This is a genomic window from Paenirhizobium daejeonense (assembly GCF_014280875.1).
In the GTDB taxonomy this organism is placed as follows: Bacteria; Pseudomonadota; Alphaproteobacteria; order Rhizobiales; family Rhizobiaceae; genus Allorhizobium; species Allorhizobium daejeonense.
Genome location: NZ_JACLAL010000010.1, coordinates 112928 through 131581, shown reverse-complemented (window position 1 = coordinate 131581; position 18654 = coordinate 112928). Strand labels below are relative to the sequence as shown.

The following is an 18654-nucleotide window of genomic DNA, read 5'->3' as shown; positions in this document are numbered from 1 at the left end:
TCCAATGCCCGTCCTGTCCGGCTTTGCCGGGGCGGAGACGCAGGATCGGTAAAATCTGCCTCGTCGCCGCCATGTGGTTGCCGATTACGGGAGTTTCCGGGACATTGCGCCTGGACCCGCGATCGTCTATGCGGCGTCTCTAGGTTACATATGTTACGTCAGTGTGACATTTGAGCGGAGGTTGTTTTGGAAAATCAGGAACTGATGGTGCGGGCCTCGTGGCTCTACCATGTGGAGGGGCTGACCCAGGCGCAGATTGGCGAGCGCATGAATCTCACGCGCCGGCGGGTCAACGAGCTGTTGGCAGCGGCTCTGGAGAAGGGCGTGGTTCGTGTCAGCTTCAGCTCGCCATTGGCGGAAAATGTCGAGCTGGAAGCGCGCCTATGCGCGCGCTACGGACTGCAGGACGCGGTCGTGGCCCCGACGCCGGAAGATCTCTCCCATATGCATGCGGTCATAGGGCGGGCATCGGCGGCGTTCCTCGATCGTTTCATTCAGGTGCGCAGACCTGCTTCGATCGGTGTCGGCTGGGGGGCGACGCTGCACGAGACCGTCCAGCAGATGACGGGTACGAGCGAGCCGCAAATGCGGATACGCTCGCTGATGGGCGGCCTGACCCGTGGATCGGAGATCAATACCTTCGAAATCGTCAGAAGCCTGGCCAAGGTGCTGAACGCCAAATGCCATTACTTCGCGGCGCCGATCTATGCGGGCAGCGAGGAGGCTCATGATGTGATCATGGCGCAGCCGGTGTTTCGGGAATTTCTTCGGGACGGATCGAGTGTCGAGCTTTCCTTTCTGAGCGTCGGTGATGTCACCGGCCAGTCCCTTCAGGTTCGCTATGGCCTGCCGCAGCATGTCGATATCGGGGAACTAGTTGCCGCTGGGGCCGTGGGAGATTTGCTCGGGCGTTATCTCGACAGGGATGGGCGGCCGATAGACCATCCGCTGAACCTACAGGTGATCTCTCCCGATCTCGACGCGTATCGAGGTATCCCCACCCGTATTATCGCCGCCGGTGGACCGCATAAGCATGCGATCCTCGGTGCGACGCTCAAGGCGGGCTTGGCAACAGTCGTCGTTACGGACGCCGACAGTGCCCGCTGGCTCCTTTCAGAAGGGAGCCGATAGGGCCGGTGCCAAATTGCGGGCAGTGCTGTGCCGGATTGGCCGGAGAACTGCCCGCTTCCCGCATTCGTCGGGCGTCATGGTGGTCTACTACACAGCGTTCCATGCTGGCCTCGGGTCAGCGCACTTGCGCAGAAACGGCTTCGAGACCTTGATGACACCTTGCCCCGAAACCCGCCGGTTGATGTTGACGACAAGCGGGCGGGTCGCGATGCGCAGGGTTGTGGCATCGATCCCGACCGGTATCAGGAAAGGTGGAATCTTGAGCCAGCCGGAAAAGCCATCGGCCGCAAGCGGCAGATCCTGTGTCGTATAGTCCGCATTCTGCAAGCCGCCACGGGCAATGAAGGCCTGAGCATTCGCGGCATTGTAGAATTCCATCTGCCAATAGATGGAAAGCCAGCCATCCCACGGGTTGAGTTCCACATGGATCCCCGATTCCAGCCAGTCGGTTCCCGGTATGATACCAGTCGTCGAGAGCGTCAATGCGGCGCTCTTGGCGACCCGCCATTCCTCATGGCGATTGCCTGAAAGCGTGCCACTCGGCGTGATGGTTACCACCTGCGTCTTGTAACTTCCGGTGGTCTCGACCGAGCATGTAGCCGTGCTGTCGCCGCTGGCGCGCGTGATCGCAAGTGAGCTGACGCGCGTGCCGGAGGTGCCGGTGCCGGTGGCAGCGGTCGTGGATGCGAAGGCCGCGTCGCTCCAGAGGTTCAAGGCGGAAAGCACTGATGGCTCCGAGAGGTCCATATGTTCGCCGGTGCTTACCATGGATTGCAGGATCGGCAGAAGAATGCCGGACATGCGCTCCGCGCCCTTTGGGTTGGGATGGATAGCATCGCCGCCGAACAGGGTGTCGTCAAAACCAGGATAGTTGAAACCCGAGCCGGTGAGATCGCAGACCCGCACTCCTTCGCGCGCTGCCTGCGCCTTGATCCATGCGTTGACCCCCGCGACCATCACAGCCTTTTCCGATCCTTCCTCCCAGACACCCCTGTCCGTGATGGTCTGGATAACGGTCCAGATGCCTTCGTTGCGCAGCAGGTTAAGTTGTCTGTCCAGGCGCTCGATCAGCTTACGGGGCGAGTCCATGCCGGCACCGCTCGAAATATCGTTCGTGCCGATATCGAGATAGACGATGCCGGGCCGCAGTGCCGCGACATAGGGCGTCCGCGTGATTGTCCCGGGGGCACTTCCTTCCGCGACAATGTGGTCGCCGCCGCGCCCCTGAAAGGCGCCGCTGATATAGTTGTCGTTGCCCAGATTGTTGTTCACGTCATGCCAGACATCGAGGTTGAAGCGATTGTCACGCAATCTGATCCACGGAAGAACGCCGCGCACGATGCTGGCCGCCAGATCTTTCGGGGATCCGCCCGCAACGGTGGCCCAGCCGCCACGCTGGATGAAGGAATGGCCGAGTCCCACCACCTTCGCGCCCGCCGCCAGGGGCAGCGTTGGAAGAGGGCGGCGGACGTTGATGGAAAATGGCTGGCGTATGCTGCGTTCGCCATCGGTGGCCGTCAGCATGATCTTCGGCGAGGGGGCCGTCCCATGGTTCAGCGGGTTGATACCGGTGACGAGACTGTTGCCGGAAAGGGCAAACATCCCATCCGCGTTATCTTCGAGAGTGAAGCTCCATGAAACGGACGCGGTATTTTCCACGGAGATCACGCCGACCAGAGAGCCCGCGGCCCTATCGTCATCGATCACCTGTCCCGACAGATGAATGAACGGCCGCCCGCCGGCAAGAGCCTGACCCGTCAGTGCAATTCCGATACCGATCATGGCCGCACCTCCGCTGAGGACGGCGCGACGGGTGGGCAACAGCGAGGGTTTTGGTTCATGGCAATTCCTTTCCTGAAGAACTGCCTCAAAGCCTAATGCGCTTCTTGATGAGGGGGACGCGAAGCCCATCTCTGACCGTCGATTTCGCATCGGCTTCTCCTCTAATCTCTTGTTTTCATTACTATGAACAGGGAAGGCTCAGGGTGTGGTCTTCCCCGGTTTGCAGCCGTTTTCCGCGAGATGGCGGACCAGGATGGGTGTCATGACTTCTCCCGCCTTTTCAGGTCGTGGATGCAGGCCGTCGGGGATTGCCCTGTCGCGGTCGGCTTCTGGAAGGGCCTCCCAGGCGGACCTGAAATCGACGAAGCCCATGCCGCGACTTTCGGCTTCTTCGCGATGTGCGTCTATGTAGGAGGACAGGAACGGCCTCATCCAGCCGCGCAATCCCGAAACCGGGTTCATCGCCATGACGACGATCCGTGCATGAGGCGCGCCTGCATGCAACCCGTCAAGAATTGCTGCGATATTGGAGCGGCTGGCGGAGACGCTCATCCAGCGATTGATGGCCGCATCGTTGGCATAGAATTCTACCAGAACGATGTCGGGCTTTTCTGCGGTCACGCGGTCGATTTGGCCAAGCGCCCAGTCGCTGGTGGAACCCGCCAGCGCGACCGTCTTGACCGTCACGGTCTCCTGCAGGCAGGCGGAAAGGGCCTTCTCCAGCATCTCCGGCCAACCGCCGCGGGAAGTGAGGGAGGTTCCGAGCGCGACGATTTTCAATGGTGGCGGTTCCTGAGTTGCGAGACTAGCGCTGCTGTTGGAGCCTCCGAGAATAAAAACCAAAAGCGGAAGAATCCGGCTAAGCCAGTTGAAGGAGTGCCTTGCGGGCGCAGGCGGCTTTTCCCGTAAGATGGACAGTTCTGGAGCGGCGTTCTCGATATGGGATATCATCAGGTACCTCATCCGGGATACGATCTCCACTTTCTTCTAAAACGTTCGTGTGAATGCCGCATAAAACGACTACGGCATTGCAGCAATATGGGAAGAAGGATGTCCTTCGTGAACCGGTAATCGAACGGGTTTCGGCATTTGTTCCCACTTTGATTGGGTGCTTTTCCGCTTTGTTCGTTGGAGACCTTTCGCATCTGCGAAGAATATTGTAGCGTTTTTGAGGCTGGTACGGGGGCGGCGTGTGGGCGAGTTATCGGATTGGACCTAGATGCCAGTTATACAAATTTCGTACTTTCGGCTTCTGGTCGGTGTGCATCTGACCACTTGGCTGTTCAATTTGCAGATTATCGGCTTTGGTAGCGGCGCCAATCAGCTTCAAAAAACCATTCTGTTTTTTACAGCTGTCACCATGTTGTTTACCCGCCGAGTTGATAAATTTGTTTTATCCATCGTGCTGGCTATCTTCGCTGTCACGTTTGTTGCCGCATTGGCGACATCCTACAATGATTTTTCTTTCGGACGATATCTGAAGAGCTTGTTTTCCCTCTCTGCAGTTCTGTTGCTGCTGCCGGGGTTGATAACGGAAAATGACCGGCATTTCATTTTGAAGTGGTTTGCGTGGAGTCCTGTGGCGTGTGTTGCGATCGGCGCCATGTACAATGTCGTGGGCCTCTGGCCCCTCTGGTATCAGGACTTCCTTGGCGTGTCGCGTCTGCAAGGCTCGACCATTCCCTCCGGGCTCGGCGGTATCGGGTATATCGGAACGGTCGCCGCGCTTCTGGCGTCAGGCCTTTATAACAAGAAGTATCTTCTCCTGGGGGCGGTGAACCTTGTAATTCTGGCTCTGTCGGCGGCTCGCATGCCGTTTGCGGTTGCCGCCATGTGTTCCCTGGTGATTTTCTTTCATTTCCATGGCCGCTCGTTCGCGCGGCTTTATCTTTCCACGATCGTCTTGGCGATGGTGTGTGTTGCTGCCTATGTTGCAATCGGTGACAAGATTGCGGCCAGGTTCGAGAGCGAAAGTGCCAGCGGCCGCGAACTTATCTGGGAAGTTCTGGATAGCGTGGTTCAGCAGTATCCCTATTTCGGCATTGGCCTCGGACACCAAATCAATATCATTCCCGAAGACGTGATGGAAAAGACGGCGACGTTTGCTGCGCACAACGAATATCTGCGTCTTGCGGTCGAAACCGGGTATGTTGGTGTAACAGGTATAATGATATTGTTTGCTGTTATGTTCTTCTACATGTTCATGACGCGAAAATATTGTAGAAATCCGATGTTTGTCGTGATCGTGTCTAGCTTCTTCATATATTGCTACACTGACAACGTAATCAGCTCGAATATGGCTGTTTTCGTACTTGTGATGGCTGCGAGCCTCTCGCTTGGCTATGGCCACCGGCCGGCGGTCCCCGCACAGCAACCGATGTCCGGCGGGTCTCGTGGCCAAGGGCGAAGAATAGGACCTTTGAACAAAGGCGAGTTGGGTGGCCGCATGACGGTTTTGACGGCAGGTGGGGCGCAGCCATGAAAGCATTTACAAACCGCATCGGTTGTCTCGACGGCCTGAGGGGCATTGCCGCGCTCTGGGTTTTGGTCGGGCACGCACATATCCTGTCGGGTTGGGATGTGCCGGTTATCGGAGATCCTGATCTGGGCGTTGATCTGTTTGTATTGCTGTCTGGGTTCTTGATGACGTTTCACTATCAGTTGAGGCGGGATAAGGAGCCATGGACGGCATCGATGACGTGGGGGTCCTTCTGGATCCGGCGGCTTTTCCGAATTGCGCCGCTTTACTACGTCTTGCTGTTTGTGGCCCTCGCCAGCGGATCATTCATTTACGAGAGCCGTGCCGTCATCGATGCCTTTAATGGGGTCCTCCCTCAGGAACCGGATCGTTATCTCGATAGCAGCCTGACCAATCTCCTGGTTCATATGAGTTTCGTGTTCGGTTTTCTGCCGGAATATGCGTTCCGAACGGCGCTGCCGGACTGGAGCATCGGTCTGGAGATGCAGTTTTACCTGATGTTTCCTTTCCTGATGCTTCTGGTGCTTCGGGCGGGATGGTTGCGCGCTGCCTGTTTCATCATGGCAGCAGGGGTGGCGATTGCGATTTCTCTCAAGGTGGCCGGCATCCGGTTTCCCATGCCGTCGTTTCTTCCCTTGAAGCTGCATGTCTTCGTGGCTGGCATGTTGCTTGCGGGGGCCCTCAATTCCTCCCGGAAAACAATCTGGATGCATTTCGGTGTTGCATCTTTCGCTGTTCTCCTTCCTGTGGGAGCCAGCGCTTCACCGTTGCACGAAGCAGTCAGGCTGACGGTGATAAGCCTCTTTTTTGCGCTGGTGTACGCATCGGTCCTGCCGGGGCGCATGAGCAAGCTCTTTACGGGTGCCAGCGAATTCCTGGGAAGCCGTTTTTTCCACTATTTGGGCGAGTTTTCTTATGGCGCTTATCTCACCCACCTCCTCATCATGCAACCGGTCATCGCCATGCTGATCGGTGAGTTCGGAACGGAAATGAGTGCGCCAGCGCGCTTCTTCGCCGCGCTCGCCCTTACCATACCGGTCGTCTATCTCCTGGCGGGGGCGGGCTATTACGTCGTTGAGAAGCCAGGGCAGCGCATGGGCAGGCTGCTGTCGAAACCTCGTCAGGTTTCTGTGACATGAGTGATGACGGCGCGGTTGTTCTGCGACGTGTAATCAGAAGGCGGCGGCCTTCTGACGAGGCTGATCACCAGACGACCGAGCTCCCGGCGCGCCGCGTTTGATGTGGCGCATCGGTCTTTGGAAGAATATTTCCCATCGCCTAGCGAAAGGTTAGTACATGACGCATCATTCGATGATGGACGCCCTGAAGAACAAGTTGTCGGCGATCAAGAACGTTGTCCCGGTTGAAAATCCTGTCGTCTATATCGATTACCCCGTGCACGACAATGTCGGGGATCTCCTGATCCATCAAGGCGCAGATGCGTTTTTGGAAGACTACGGCTACAAGGTACTCGGCAGGTATTCCATCCACGATTTCACCCACAGGCCTCAGCGACATGTTCCTGATGTGGACTGGAAGCCGTCTGTCGCGGATCTCGATGCGCTTGTACGAAAATTCAACCCCACGCTCATCCTGCATGGTGGAGGCAATTTCGGCGACATATGGCCGGAGTTTCAAAAGTTCCGCGAATTGATCGTGGAGCGTTATCCGGATACGTCCATAGTGATCTTTCCGCAGTCGATCCACTTTGGTGAAGCTGCGGGGAAAGAACGCGCGATCAGAATCTTCGGTGCTCACAAGAAACTGCATATCTTTACTCGTGATTCGGAGTCCTGGGATTTCGTCTCCAGGGAATGCGGCTTGCCGGGTGGATTGTTGCCAGACATGGCGCATCAGCTATGGGGCCGTCTTCCTCAGGACACGGCAGGCGAAGACAAGGGCGTTCTCGTTCAGCGGCGTCGCGACAAGGAAAGTCGCGAGGCGGGAGAGCCGCAGGGAAATCACTTTGATTGGGACGACCTGCGTAAACCGGGCGAGCGGTATGTCATCCGGGCCTTGCGGAAGTGGCAGGGCATCGACAGTCCGCTTCGCCATTATATCTCGAATTATGCGCTCTGGCGTATTTACCGCGACAATCTCGTCGATCGGGCGGTCTCCTGTTTCCGGCCCTATGGAGAGATCGATACCGACCGCCTGCATGGCATGATCCTCGGCGCGCTGATGGCCAAGAGGATACGTTACGGAGACGGAAACTACGGGAAGCTGCACCGCTACGCCCGTGCCTGGCTTGCGGAATCGCCGTTGATCCAAAGTGGGCTGGAGGAAGCGCCGTCCACGCCGATAGCAAGCTGATCAGCCTCAAACGCAGGAACGAGCATGTCGAGCCGACTGAAGTCAAAGACCATGCGCGCTTTGCCGTGGAGTTTCGTTGAAAGCCTGATCAACGGTATTGTCGGGCTGGCCCAGACGTTTGTTCTGACCTGGTTCCTTTCGCCGGATCAAATGGGACGAGCGGCAATCGCCCTGGCAATTGTCGGCACGGTCGAAATCATCGCAACCCTCGGGATGGGAGAAGCGGTCATTGCGGCTTCGTCCTCGCATACGCGCATAACGGATACTGCCTTTACGGGCACCATGGCCGCGACTGCGGTGGCCATGGTGCTCTGCTGGTTGATAGCCGGGCCGGTGGCGAGCCTTTACGGAGAGCCCGAGGTTGCAGGTCTGCTGACGCTTGCAATCCTGACTTTGCCGTTCAATAATTTTGTTGCGGTGCCAACCGCTCTCTTCACACGCAAGATGAGGGCGGCGGTGGTCACGTTGCGGATCACGATGGGGCGTGTGATGACCCTGGTTGCGATGGCAATTCTTGCCTACTTTGGTTACGGGGCCTGGGCTATCGTCGGTGGAACGGTGATCGGCTCGGCAATCACGGCCGCTGTCCTCCTGCCAGCCATAGCCCGCATGCCGCGCCTGCGGTTCAATCTTGCCGAGTTCAAGAGTCTTCTGGTTTTTGGTGGAGCGCTGAGCTTCGAGCGTCTGCTATGGGGGGCGATGACACGCCTTTTCTGGCTGATTATCGGCTATCTGCATGGACCTGCCATTCTTGGTTTCTTCCAGTTCGCTCAGCGCTTGGTGGATGAAACCGCCAATCTGATCCAGACGTTTTCGATCCGGTTCGGACTTTCGTTTTTTGCCGGCATGAAGAGGGCGGGACGAGATCCGACGGAGGCCTTTCTCAAGGCATCCCGTATCATCGGCGTGGTTGCCGCACCGGTCTTCACCGGTATAGCCATCGTCATGCCCGATGCGATCGGCAGCATATTTGCGGAGCGGTGGGAGCCTGCGGTGATCGTTAGCCAGATCGTCGCTCTTGGCTGGATATTCGCGTTTCCTCGCGTGCTGGTGGGGCCGCTGTTGCGGGCACAGGGACATGTCGGGGCAATCGTCTTCTATGCAATGCTTGCCAGCGCCACGACACTCATCGCTGGTGGTTTGACAGGAGGTTACGGCCTGGTCGTGATCGGTTTGGCATGGATCGCGCGGCACGTTGTCGGCGTGGCATGGAGCCTTCACGCGATCAAACGCTATATCGGAATCGACGGACGGCGGCAGATGAGCCTTTACTGGCGCTCGCTGCTGGCAACGGGGCTCATGGCCGCCATTGTCATCTGGGTGGCGAGCCTCGTTCCGGAATGGAGTCACGCCAGCCGCTTTGCCCTGGAAGTCGTGGTCGGGGCCGTCAGCTATGCTGTCTTGGTATTGCTGATCGATCGCCCGAGCGTTGCTCTGCTGCGAAACGTTGCGCGGGGCATTCGGGGATGAAACTGACCGGCACGTCGGGAAGCCTCCCGTATGATAGTCTTACGAGAGTGCGACGGCTTCCAGCGTGCTGAAGACGGTTTCGCCGGAAGCCCTTTCGAGCTTGCGTGCAAAAAAGTAGTCAGCGCCCAGTATACTGGGCAGATCTGCTTCTGTCAGAAGCTTCGGATGGCCATGCCTGGATTTGCTCATGTCGAAGTAGCGTCGGTTCTTGGCATGGAAACGGAAGCGCCGGTTATTCACCAGCACGGTCTGAATGAAGGATTCATCGGGAACGAGAACATGCCTGAAATATTCGACCGTTTCAGGGTGTTCCTCGCAGAAGTCTAACATGTATTCGGCGCATTCCCGCCTGATCGTATGCCAGTAGCTGCCAGCGTAGCACTTGAAATCCCCTTTGAAGGGATGATTACGTGCATGCGTTCCGATCATCAGACCATAGGCCGTATTGATACGTAGAAACCGAAGGTATTTTTCTGCGAAGATGCGCGGGAAAGCCAGAAGTTTGCGCTCGAATTGGTTCAACTCTGGTTTGTACTTCCTGTATTGGTAGTAATAGCGGTCGTATCCATGGTGCTGGGCCCAAGACATTGGCGCCATTTCCTCAGGTGCTTGCGTCAGAACGTCGAAATGGTGCAGGAAGCCATCATGCTGGGTGCGGGCGAGTTCTTCCTCGAAGCCTTTCAGCGAGGTGACTGGAAAATCGGCGCCGCTCAGGTTGATCAGCCAGTCATATTCGATCTGATGATCTCTTAACCAGGCCAGTGCTTTCAGGTAGCCATCGATGATGAGGAAGTCTCCGCGACCGCCACGACCGGAGGTCAAGTGCACATGCGCGTCTTCGGCAAAAAATCCTGTCGGAAGCGGCGGGGCCTTCTCGTCGTGGCAGATCAGAACCTGGGATGTCGGGCAGCCCTTGCGCAGTAGGCTGACCAAACGTTTCAGGTGCTCTGGGTCCTTATGGGTCTGCAGGAGAAACAATATCGTCATTTATCGCACCGCGGAGGAGTTGAGGGCGTGTCACAAGAAGGCCGAGGCGTTATTCCTTTATCCGGTCCTTCAGGCGTCCGAATTTCAGGGTTTCGATGCCGCTGCGAATGACCTGTGCCGGGTTGCCGGCGGCGGCGCTGTTTGGAGGAATGTCCTTGGTGACCACGGCTCCGGAGCCGATGACGCAGCTGTCGCCGATCGTCACGCCGGGGAGAATGATGCTGCGGGCGCCGATGAAGCAGTTCTTGCCGATCCGCGTGTCCGTCTTGATGGCGCGGGTCATGTCATGGGCGAGGATGGCGGCATCGAAGGCGATATAGGTGCCTTCGCCGATATGGATGCCCCTGGGATGGGTCTTGTCCAGCCGGGCACTCAGCGACATGACCACGGTTGGATGGATGTCCATGCCCCAGACCTTTGTCAGGTAAAGGCGCTTGCAGCCAACAACGAGACGCTGGAGCTTGATGAATTGGTTCAACGAACGAAGCATGGAGGACCTTTTCGCTTAATGAACTGGCCTGGCGGGATCATCGCGCGAACGCGCGCGTCAGAGCTGAGAAATAGTCCCTCCAGGACATCTGGCTGCGGGCGGCAAGCAGGCTTCCGACAAGGACCTTGCGCCCCAGCGCATGTATCTCCGAGGGGCGTGTGCGCACGTTCTTGGCGATCGCCCGCAGGGAGCCCGGATAATATTTCGCTTTCAGTGCCTTGTTAGGGTCACGGTGACCGATGCAACGCGCGTCGATATAGGCAGACTTGCGGGCACCCTGGAACGCACGCATCGCGTAATCGGTATCCTCGCCGCCCGAAAGGGTTGCGCCGACGCCAAGCTGCTCATCGAAGCCGCCGATCCTTGCCGCGAGTGCACTGCGCAGAACGATGGTATTCGACGAGGCGAAGGAGATGACGGTCTGGAGGCGCGGCTGGGTTGCCGGGAAAGATGCAGCCGAACGAGGTTCCATGCCGTAACGGCAGAACCAGAAATCGAGTGACGGGTCTGTGGAGAAGGCGTCGTGGATGGTGTCGAGCGTATCCTCGGGATACCAGCAGTCATCATCGGGGAAGGCGACGATGCCGTTGAGCGCGAGGCGGCGTCTTGCGTTCTCTCCCGTCAGTAGCATGTTGCGCGCAGCCGACAGAGACCGCCGATCCGGTATGGCGGATACCTGTGCCCAGGCCGGGCCATTTGCGATGAAGCGTTCCGCGGTGGCAGCGTCACAACGTTGCAGAAGGAGGAACAGGACGACGTCCACGTCCGGATTACGTTGCTTGAAGGCCTCGACCGAGCCAAGCATCCTGACGATGTCGTCATCGCGGCCCGACTGCATGTCCGTGGTCGAAAACAGGGTGATGGGCAGCACGGTACCGTTTTTGGTCATGGGCAAACTTCCTGCAACTCGGTTACTCTGTTTTCGCGGGGTTGCCGAACGGCTCGCCGCTGGAAATGGCGGGCGAAGGAACACGTCCCGCGACTTCCATGTCAAGCTGGCGCAAGCGTCTTGTTTTGGGCATTGTTGCTGGCTGCAACGTGTTTCCGTTCAAGTCTTTCAGCCCCAGATTGATTTTCGGCTATGGTTATTTAGCGGGTTCGTACGGCTTCTCTTGCGACACGGCAGGCGTTATTTGTGCGGAGCCGCGTCGGCTTCAGGTGCCATCGGTCCCAATGCGTATTCCCATGGGTAATACTATAGTCCGAGCCATCGCAGATCATCAACCCCGATTTGCCGCACCGCACAATTAACCTTTACGGGCCAGTCGGTCACCCTTCCCGGCGGCAGGGAAAACCTCTTGCCGCGCAATGGCTTGGCATATGGTGAATGACTTATCCGAGTAGGTTCGACGAGGAGTGCCAACGCCAGGCGGTGCGAATGATATCCTCGAGCGAGGATTGCGGCTCCCAGCCGAGAACCTGCCGGGCCTTGTCGTTATTGGCGACGAGAGCGGGCGAATCTCCTTCGCGGCGGTCGACATAGTCCACCGGGAAATCGCGGCCTGAAACGGTCTCGATCGTCTGGAGCAGTTCCTTCACCGTCGTGCCGGTGCCGGTGCCGAGATTAAGCGCCACGGAGGATCCGCCATCCAGAAGGTATTGCAGGGCGCGGACATGGGCGTCGGCGAGATCGAGCACGTGGATATAGTCGCGCACGCAGGTGCCGTCGCGCGTCTCATAGTCGCTGCCGAATACCTTAAAGCCGGCCCGGCGTCCGAGTGCGGCCTCGATCGCGAGCGGAATGGCATGGGTTTCCGGGGTGTGCCATTCGCCGATGCGGCCCTCGGGATCGGCGCCTGCCGCATTGAAATAGCGCAGGACGGCGGAGCGCAGGCCGACATAGGCGTCATAGTCCGACAGAGCCTGTTCGATGATCCACTTGGTGCGACCGTAAGGATTGATCGGCTGCTGGCGGTGGGTCTCGTCCATCGGCACCTTCTCCGGCAGACCGTAGGTCGCGCAGGTAGACGAGAAGACGAAGGCCTTGATACCGGCTGCCTGAGCTGCGGACAGAAGGGTGAGGGAGCCGATCACGTTGTTTTCGTAAAAGGACGGCGGGTCCTTGACGCTTTCGCCGACTTCGATCAGCGCGGCGAAGTGCATGATGGCAGCAGGCTTGTATTTGCTCAGGACCTCGTTCAGGCGGGTCCGGTCACGGATGTCGCCCTTTTCGAGAGGGCCCCATTTGACGAATTCCGAATGGCCGTTCGACAGGTTGTCGTAAACGATCGGCAGGAAACCTTTTTGCGAGAGTTGCAGGCAGGTATGCGAGCCGATGTAGCCAGCGCCGCCGACTACCAGAACAGGCGTTTCCGTCATCAGTAATAAGGCTCCCGTTGCAGTGCACACTTTTCTAGAGACTGTATCGGGAAAAGACAAGCCGGCGTTTCCGCCGGCTCTGCTTTCGAAATAACACTATATGAGAGAAGGAAAATCGGAGGCAGACAGCCCACCTTTGATTTCTCTTTTGGCCGGCCGCTCAGAATTCCGCGTCGGCGCCCGGCACTTCGGCGGTGTCACGGCCGCCGATGATGATCGAGCGTTTTCCGACATGGTTGGCTGGGCCCACGAGCCCTTCCTGCTCCATACGCTCCACCAGCGATGCCGCCTTGTTGTAGCCGATCGAGAGCCGCCGCTGGATATAGGAAGTCGAGCACTTCTTGTCGCGAAGGACCACCTTGACCGCCTTATCGTAGAGGTCGCTTGCGTCCTCTTCGCCCATTGCGGACTTGTCGAAGACCGCGCCGCCATCGTCGGGCGCTTCTTCCGCGTCGTCCGCATCTTCCGTGACAGTGCCGAGATATTCGGGACGGCCCTGCGTCTTCAGATGAGCGACGACCTTTTCGACTTCCTCGTCCGAGACGAAGGGACCGTGAACGCGGGCAATGCGTCCGCCACCCATCATGTGCAGCATGTCGCCCTGGCCGAGCAGGTGTTCGGCGCCCTGTTCGCCAAGAATGGTGCGGCTGTCGATCTTCGACGTCACCTGGAAGGAGATACGGGTCGGGAAGTTGGCCTTGATCGTGCCGGTGATGACATCGACAGAGGGGCGTTGGGTTGCCATGATGAGATGGATGCCGGCGGCACGCGCCATCTGCGCGAGACGCTGGATTGCGCCTTCGATCTCCTTGCCGGCAACCATCATCAGGTCGGCCATCTCGTCGACGATGACGACGATGTATGGCATCGCGGCGAGATCCATTTCCTCCTGCTCGAAGATCGGCTCACCCGTCGAACGGTCGAAACCGGTCTGGACGCTGCAGAGGATCGTCTCGCCCTTGGCACGGGCCGAGGCGGCACGGGCGTTATAGCCGTCGATGTTGCGCACGCCGAGCCGCGACATCTTGCGATAGCGGTCTTCCATCTCGCGGACGGCCCATTTCAGCGCCATGACGGCCTTCTTGGGATCGGTCACGACGGGGGTCAGCAGGTGCGGGATACCGTCATAAACGGAAAGTTCAAGCATCTTGGGGTCGACCATGATCAGGCGGCATTCTTCCGGTCGCAGGCGATAAAGCAGGGACAGGATCATGGTGTTGATGGCGACCGACTTGCCGGAGCCGGTGGTGCCGGCGACAAGCAGGTGAGGCATCTTGGCGAGTTCGGCGATCACCGGTTCGCCGCCGATGGTCTTGCCAAGCGCCATGGCGAGCTTGAAACGGGTCTCGGTGTAATCGTGGGACTCGATCAATTCGCGCAGATAGACGGTCTCGCGCACCGGGTTCGGCAATTCGATACCGATGACGTTGCGACCGGGGACGACTGCAACGCGGGCCGACAGGGCCGACATCGAGCGGGCTATATCGTCCGACAGGCCGATGACGCGAGAAGACTTCACGCCCGGGGCCGGTTCGAATTCGTAGAGCGTGACGACGGGGCCGGGGCGAACGTCGATGATTTCGCCCTTGATGCCAAAATCTTCCAGCACGCTTTCCAGAAGGCCGGCGCTCTGTTCCAGCGCTTCGGGCGACATGGTCGTCGTTTCCTGGAACTGTGGTTCCTGCAGCAGATCGATCGGCGGGAACTCGTATTCACCTTCGGCAAGCGCGGATACCTTGCGAAAAACCGGCTGACTCGGCCTTGGCAGGGGAGCGGCTTCCAAGAGCAGGTTCTCGGCCGAAGCCTCGGTCATAGGTTCATGCTCAGCGGAGACTTCTGCGGTTTCGTCAACGATTTCGCAAGAGGCGGTGTTCGGATCGGCCTCCCGCAGTCCGACTTCGCGATAGAGCGCAATGACCGACCAATCCGGTGCCTGAAATGTCGGCAACGCTGTCTTTGGTAACGCCTGAGCGGTTTGGGGGGCGGGTAACGGCGCCCTGACGACGGTCGCCTTCACGACTGGAGATGGGCGGGCTGACGTGACAGACACCCGACTGGTGGTCCCGACCGGGATCGGGCCGGGTGTGGCGGTGTCTGCGAGAATCTGCCCGACGTCGCCAGTGTCGCTGTCGAGGTTCATCGCCTCCCAGAATACATGGTCCGAAAGATAGGTGGTATAAGCAGGCAGGGCGGGAGCGGTTACAATCACCGATACGACGGGTTTGCCCTGTTCCTGCGGCTGCGCCGAGACGTTCGGCTGGTGCTGTTCGGTAGTGACGGTTGCGGCAGTGGGCTGGTGTATTTCGGGTGCTGGCGCGGCAATTGGCTCTTGAGCCGAGGGAGCGGCGACCTGCTGCAGACCTGCGGAGGCGGCTTCTTCCCGCTGGCGGGCGAGTTCGCGCCGCAGCTTGTAAGTAAGCGCACGGGCACCTGTGGAGTCCGGCGGCTGGGGTAGCATGACGGAAAGCCCGGCGCGGCGTTCCTGGCGGGGAGCGGCAGACTGCTCGGGGACTGCCTGAGCAGGTGCGGGTGTAGCCTGAGCAGCAGGCGCTGGCGCAGGTTCCGGGACAACCGCAACAGGTGCGGCAATCTCCGGCGCGACCTTACGGCTGAGCGCGTTTTCGGGTGTGCGGGTGAACCGCACGTTCGGCGCCATGGCAAAGGCGTTCTGCCAGACCGGCATTTCGGAGCGGCCCTCGATTTCGCTGGCCGCAAGTGCGTCGGTATGATGGCCGTTTACTCTTGGCACTGATGTCGGGGTTCTTGCCTGGGGAGCAGCTTCAAGCGGGCGAAGCACCGCCGGAGCGGGCTCGTGGGCTTTTTCTTCCCCTATGCTGTTGTCAGAATTCAAGAAATTGGAGCGGGGGAAATTCATGGCAACCTGTACACTCGTTATACGCGGACAATGAACATGCCTTTTCAATAGAAAATAAACGTTAACCACCTCTTGCCGAGGTGACGGACGAGGCCCGTTTCGGAATGCCAATGGCGGTCCCGCAACGCCAATTTCCAAGCAGGTTCAAGGCCTATCGAGGGGTAAAAAAATTTTGTTAAATTTGCTTTTGTGGATGTACGGTGCGTCACGCGACGTTATTGTTTGAATGGGCGCGCAACTGCACGATGTCCTGATCCACCAATGCCAGCGCCTGATCGAGATGCCCCTCGAATACGAGGCTGCCTTCATCGGGCAGGACGGTAATTTCCGGCATGCCGGCGAGCCTCACGGCATGGGATTGCGACAGGCCTTCCTCGATGCCCTGCTGCAACAGGTCATAGTAGCGCGTGCCGGGGCCGGTGATGGTGATCGGCATATGTTCATAGAGGCTGAGAAGCCGGGAAAGCCCGTTGCCGAGTGCAAGGCCCGCCTGCCGGAAGGCATGGACGCTGCCTCGGTCGCCGCGGTTGGCAAGTGCCGCGATCTTGTCCACCTCCGACAGGGGCACGAATTTTGCCGGCAGCGTGTCGATCGGTACCTCGAAGGCGGTCCGCAGAATAGCATAGAAGCCGGCATAAGCCTCGATGCAGCCGCGGCCACCACAGCGACAGAGCGCACCGTTCGCCAGATGCAGCATATGCCCGAAGTTCGGAGACGCGAGGACGTAGCCGCCAGCCGGAGATTGCGAGGCGAGGCCCAGACCGATGCTGTGGCCGAGGGAGAGTGCCGCAAGCGAGCGTCTGGCCGTTTGCCCCGATCTCCCGACGCGGCCAGCAAGCGCGCCCGCTACAAGTTGTGTCTCGTTGGCAAGCAGGATCCGGGCTTTCCAGTCTCGCGACAGAAGCGACTGAAAGTCGATCTGTTCGCTACCGAGCACTGGGGACCATATGAGGATAGGCCGTTCCGCATCGACCAGCCCCTTGCTGCTGATGGAAATTGCCAGCACCTCATCCCTGTCCAGGGCGGCGCGGCTTACGGTCCTTTCCAAGCCTGCCTCAAGGGCCGCGGAAAAGGCGGCTGCTCCGCCGGATGGTATTCGAGGTTCCGCAAAGCGGTCGATCAGTCTGCCGGAGTAATCTACAAGCGAGTATTCGAAGGTGTCGGAGGAAATGCTGACGACGATGAGATAGCCGCAATCGCGCCGCGGTTCGAACAGCACCCGCGGACGGCCTCTTCCGCCTACTGGCTGCTGCTCGGATTTTACCAGGATTTCCGCGCGCTCGAGTTCGGCCGTGATGGCGGAAACCGTGGCTGATGACAGGCCGGTCGCGGCGGAAAGTTCGGTGTGGGCCAGCCTGCCGCCGCGCCTTAACGCAGAAAGCACCAGGGCGCTGTTCTGCCGGCGGATGATTTCCGTGCTGCTGGATTTCGTCGGAAACATCTATACCCGTTCCTGCCCGTCGCCAACCTTCCGGTAACGTGGCGGGTAACCGTCACAACAACCGAAGGGGTTCGCATGTCAATCGGCAAAAGCCGCTGAGCCGCTTTTCGGTCGATTTTTCCACCTGCGCAGGATTGCAGATGACTGCCGGATTTCACCGGGAATTGCCGTGTTGACAGTGCCAATATTCTCTGACATCTATTTTCTCGACTGTCGAGAAAAATATTGGAGGCTCGACGGCGCAATCGTGGCAGCCGGCGGGAGCAGAGAAATTGCATCCGGCAGCCTCACATCGGGAGGACATCATGAAGCCTATTTTTAAGCTGATGGCAGGGGCTGCCATCATCGTTTCCATGCATTCTGTTGCTGCCAAGGCTGCCGACGTCGTTGTTGGCGTTTCCTGGTCCAACTTCCAGGAAGAGCGCTGGAAGACCGACGAGGCCGCCATCAAGAAGGCGCTTGAAGCTGCCGGAGCCAAGTACATTTCCGCCGACGCGCAGTCCTCGGCCGCAAAGCAGCTGACCGATGTCGAATCGCTTATTTCCCAGGGCGCCAATGCGCTGATCGTACTGGCGCAAGATTCTGATGCGATCGGTCCCGCTATCGAGAAGGCCACGGCTGAAGGTATCCCGGTCGTCGGCTATGACCGTCTGATCGAGAACCCTGAAGCCTTCTACATCACCTTCGACAACAAGGAAGTGGGCCGTCTGCAGGCGCGCGAAGTGTTCAAGGTCAAGCCGGAAGGCAATTACGTCTTCATCAAGGGCTCGTCTTCCGATCCGAATGCTGACTTCCTTTTTGCAGGCCAGCAGGAAGTGTTGAAGGAAGCAATGGACGCAGGAAAGATCAAGAATGTCGGCGAGGCCTATACCGACGGCTGGAAGCCCGAGATCGCCCAGAAGAACATGGAGCAGTTCCTGACGGCCAACGACAACAAGGTTGATGCGGTCGTCGCTTCGAACGACGGCACCGCAGGCGGCGCTATTGCGGCTCTGGAAGCCCAGGGGCTAGCCGGCTCCGTGCCCGTGTCCGGTCAGGACGCTGACAAGGCCGCCCTGAACCGCGTCGCGCTCGGCACGCAGACCGTTTCGGTGTGGAAGGACAGCCGCGAACTCGGCAAGAACGCTGCCGAAATCGCCCTGCTTCTCGCTAGTGGCAAGACCATGGACGATGTCCCCGGCGTGCAGACCTTCAATGGCGGTCCGAAGGGCGTTGCAATGAAGTCGGTCTTCCTCGCTCCGTTGCCGATCACCAAGGACAACCTCAACGTCGTGATCGATGCCGGCTGGATCAGCAAGGCGGAAGCCTGCCAGGGCGTTAAGGCGGGTTCTGTCGCCGCCTGCAAGTAAGGGCGGATGCATTGCCTC

At 58.9% G+C, this 18654-nt stretch carries 14 protein-coding genes; 6 read left to right on the top strand and 8 right to left on the bottom strand.

The features are described 5' to 3' along the window. The first annotated feature begins 186 nt into the window (after positions 1 to 186). Complete coding sequence (locus H4I99_RS21390) at positions 187 to 1131, top strand: sugar-binding transcriptional regulator (protein ID WP_163901732.1); 945 nt, start codon at positions 187 to 189, stop codon at positions 1129 to 1131. Between the two features lie 87 nt (positions 1132 to 1218). Here H4I99_RS21390 and H4I99_RS21385 read toward each other — a convergent pair whose 3' ends face one another. Next, a complete protein-coding gene (locus H4I99_RS21385) occupies positions 1219 to 2913 on the bottom strand; it encodes an SGNH/GDSL hydrolase family protein (RefSeq protein ID WP_163901730.1) in 1695 nt (564 codons plus the stop codon). 198 nt (positions 2914 to 3111) lie between these two features. Then, positions 3112 to 3693, bottom strand: a complete 582-nt coding sequence (locus H4I99_RS21380) for an SGNH/GDSL hydrolase family protein (protein ID WP_244625220.1) — start codon at positions 3691 to 3693, stop codon at positions 3112 to 3114. Positions 3694 to 4132: 439 nt separating this feature from the next. Here H4I99_RS21380 and H4I99_RS21375 point away from each other — a divergent pair, with 439 nt between their 5' ends. From H4I99_RS21375 to H4I99_RS21360, 4 genes are all read left to right on the top strand, one after another. Then, positions 4133 to 5395 carry an O-antigen ligase family protein gene (locus H4I99_RS21375; protein ID WP_163901726.1) on the top strand — a complete coding sequence of 421 codons (1263 nt, stop codon included), beginning with the start codon at positions 4133 to 4135 and terminating at the stop codon, positions 5393 to 5395. Further along, the gene (locus H4I99_RS21370; protein WP_163901724.1) at positions 5392 to 6531 is read left to right on the top strand and encodes an acyltransferase family protein; all 1140 of its coding nucleotides are present in this window, start codon (positions 5392 to 5394) and stop codon (positions 6529 to 6531) included. The genes H4I99_RS21375 and H4I99_RS21370 overlap by 4 nt, the downstream gene beginning before the upstream one ends. A 157-nt stretch (positions 6532 to 6688) precedes the next feature. Then, complete coding sequence (locus tag H4I99_RS21365) at positions 6689 to 7705, top strand: polysaccharide pyruvyl transferase family protein (protein WP_164490834.1); 1017 nt, start codon at positions 6689 to 6691, stop codon at positions 7703 to 7705. Between the two features lie 24 nt (positions 7706 to 7729). Beyond that, positions 7730 to 9175 carry an oligosaccharide flippase family protein gene (locus tag H4I99_RS21360; RefSeq protein WP_163901720.1) on the top strand — a complete coding sequence of 482 codons (1446 nt, stop codon included), beginning with the start codon at positions 7730 to 7732 and terminating at the stop codon, positions 9173 to 9175. Between the two features lie 39 nt (positions 9176 to 9214). Here H4I99_RS21360 and H4I99_RS21355 read toward each other — a convergent pair whose 3' ends face one another. The 6 genes from H4I99_RS21355 to H4I99_RS21330 all read right to left on the bottom strand — a co-directional run bounded on the left by H4I99_RS21355 (position 9215) and on the right by H4I99_RS21330 (position 17287). Then, a complete protein-coding gene (locus H4I99_RS21355) occupies positions 9215 to 10162 on the bottom strand; it encodes a beta-1,6-N-acetylglucosaminyltransferase (protein ID WP_163901718.1) in 948 nt (315 codons plus the stop codon). A gap of 49 nt (positions 10163 to 10211) precedes the next feature. Further along, the gene (locus H4I99_RS21350) at positions 10212 to 10652 is read right to left on the bottom strand and encodes an acyltransferase (protein ID WP_163901716.1); all 441 of its coding nucleotides are present in this window, start codon (positions 10650 to 10652) and stop codon (positions 10212 to 10214) included. 37 nt (positions 10653 to 10689) lie between these two features. After that, the gene (locus H4I99_RS21345) at positions 10690 to 11541 is read right to left on the bottom strand and encodes a glycosyltransferase family 2 protein (RefSeq protein ID WP_163901714.1); all 852 of its coding nucleotides are present in this window, start codon (positions 11539 to 11541) and stop codon (positions 10690 to 10692) included. A gap of 443 nt (positions 11542 to 11984) precedes the next feature. Continuing rightward, positions 11985 to 12971, bottom strand: a complete 987-nt coding sequence (galE, locus tag H4I99_RS21340; RefSeq protein WP_163901712.1) for a UDP-glucose 4-epimerase GalE — start codon at positions 12969 to 12971, stop codon at positions 11985 to 11987. 160 nt (positions 12972 to 13131) lie between these two features. Next, complete coding sequence (locus tag H4I99_RS21335) at positions 13132 to 15867, bottom strand: DNA translocase FtsK (protein WP_425314402.1); 2736 nt, start codon at positions 15865 to 15867, stop codon at positions 13132 to 13134. A 184-nt stretch (positions 15868 to 16051) separates the two neighbouring features. Then, positions 16052 to 17287, bottom strand: a complete 1236-nt coding sequence (locus H4I99_RS21330; protein ID WP_163901708.1) for an ROK family transcriptional regulator — start codon at positions 17285 to 17287, stop codon at positions 16052 to 16054. Positions 17288 to 17592: 305 nt separating this feature from the next. On the opposite strand from H4I99_RS21330, the gene xylF reads away from it, so the two are divergent. Further along, entirely contained in the window at positions 17593 to 18636 is a 1044-nt protein-coding gene (xylF, locus tag H4I99_RS21325; RefSeq protein ID WP_163901706.1) for a D-xylose ABC transporter substrate-binding protein, read from the top strand. The last annotated feature ends 18 nt before the right edge of the window (positions 18637 to 18654 follow it).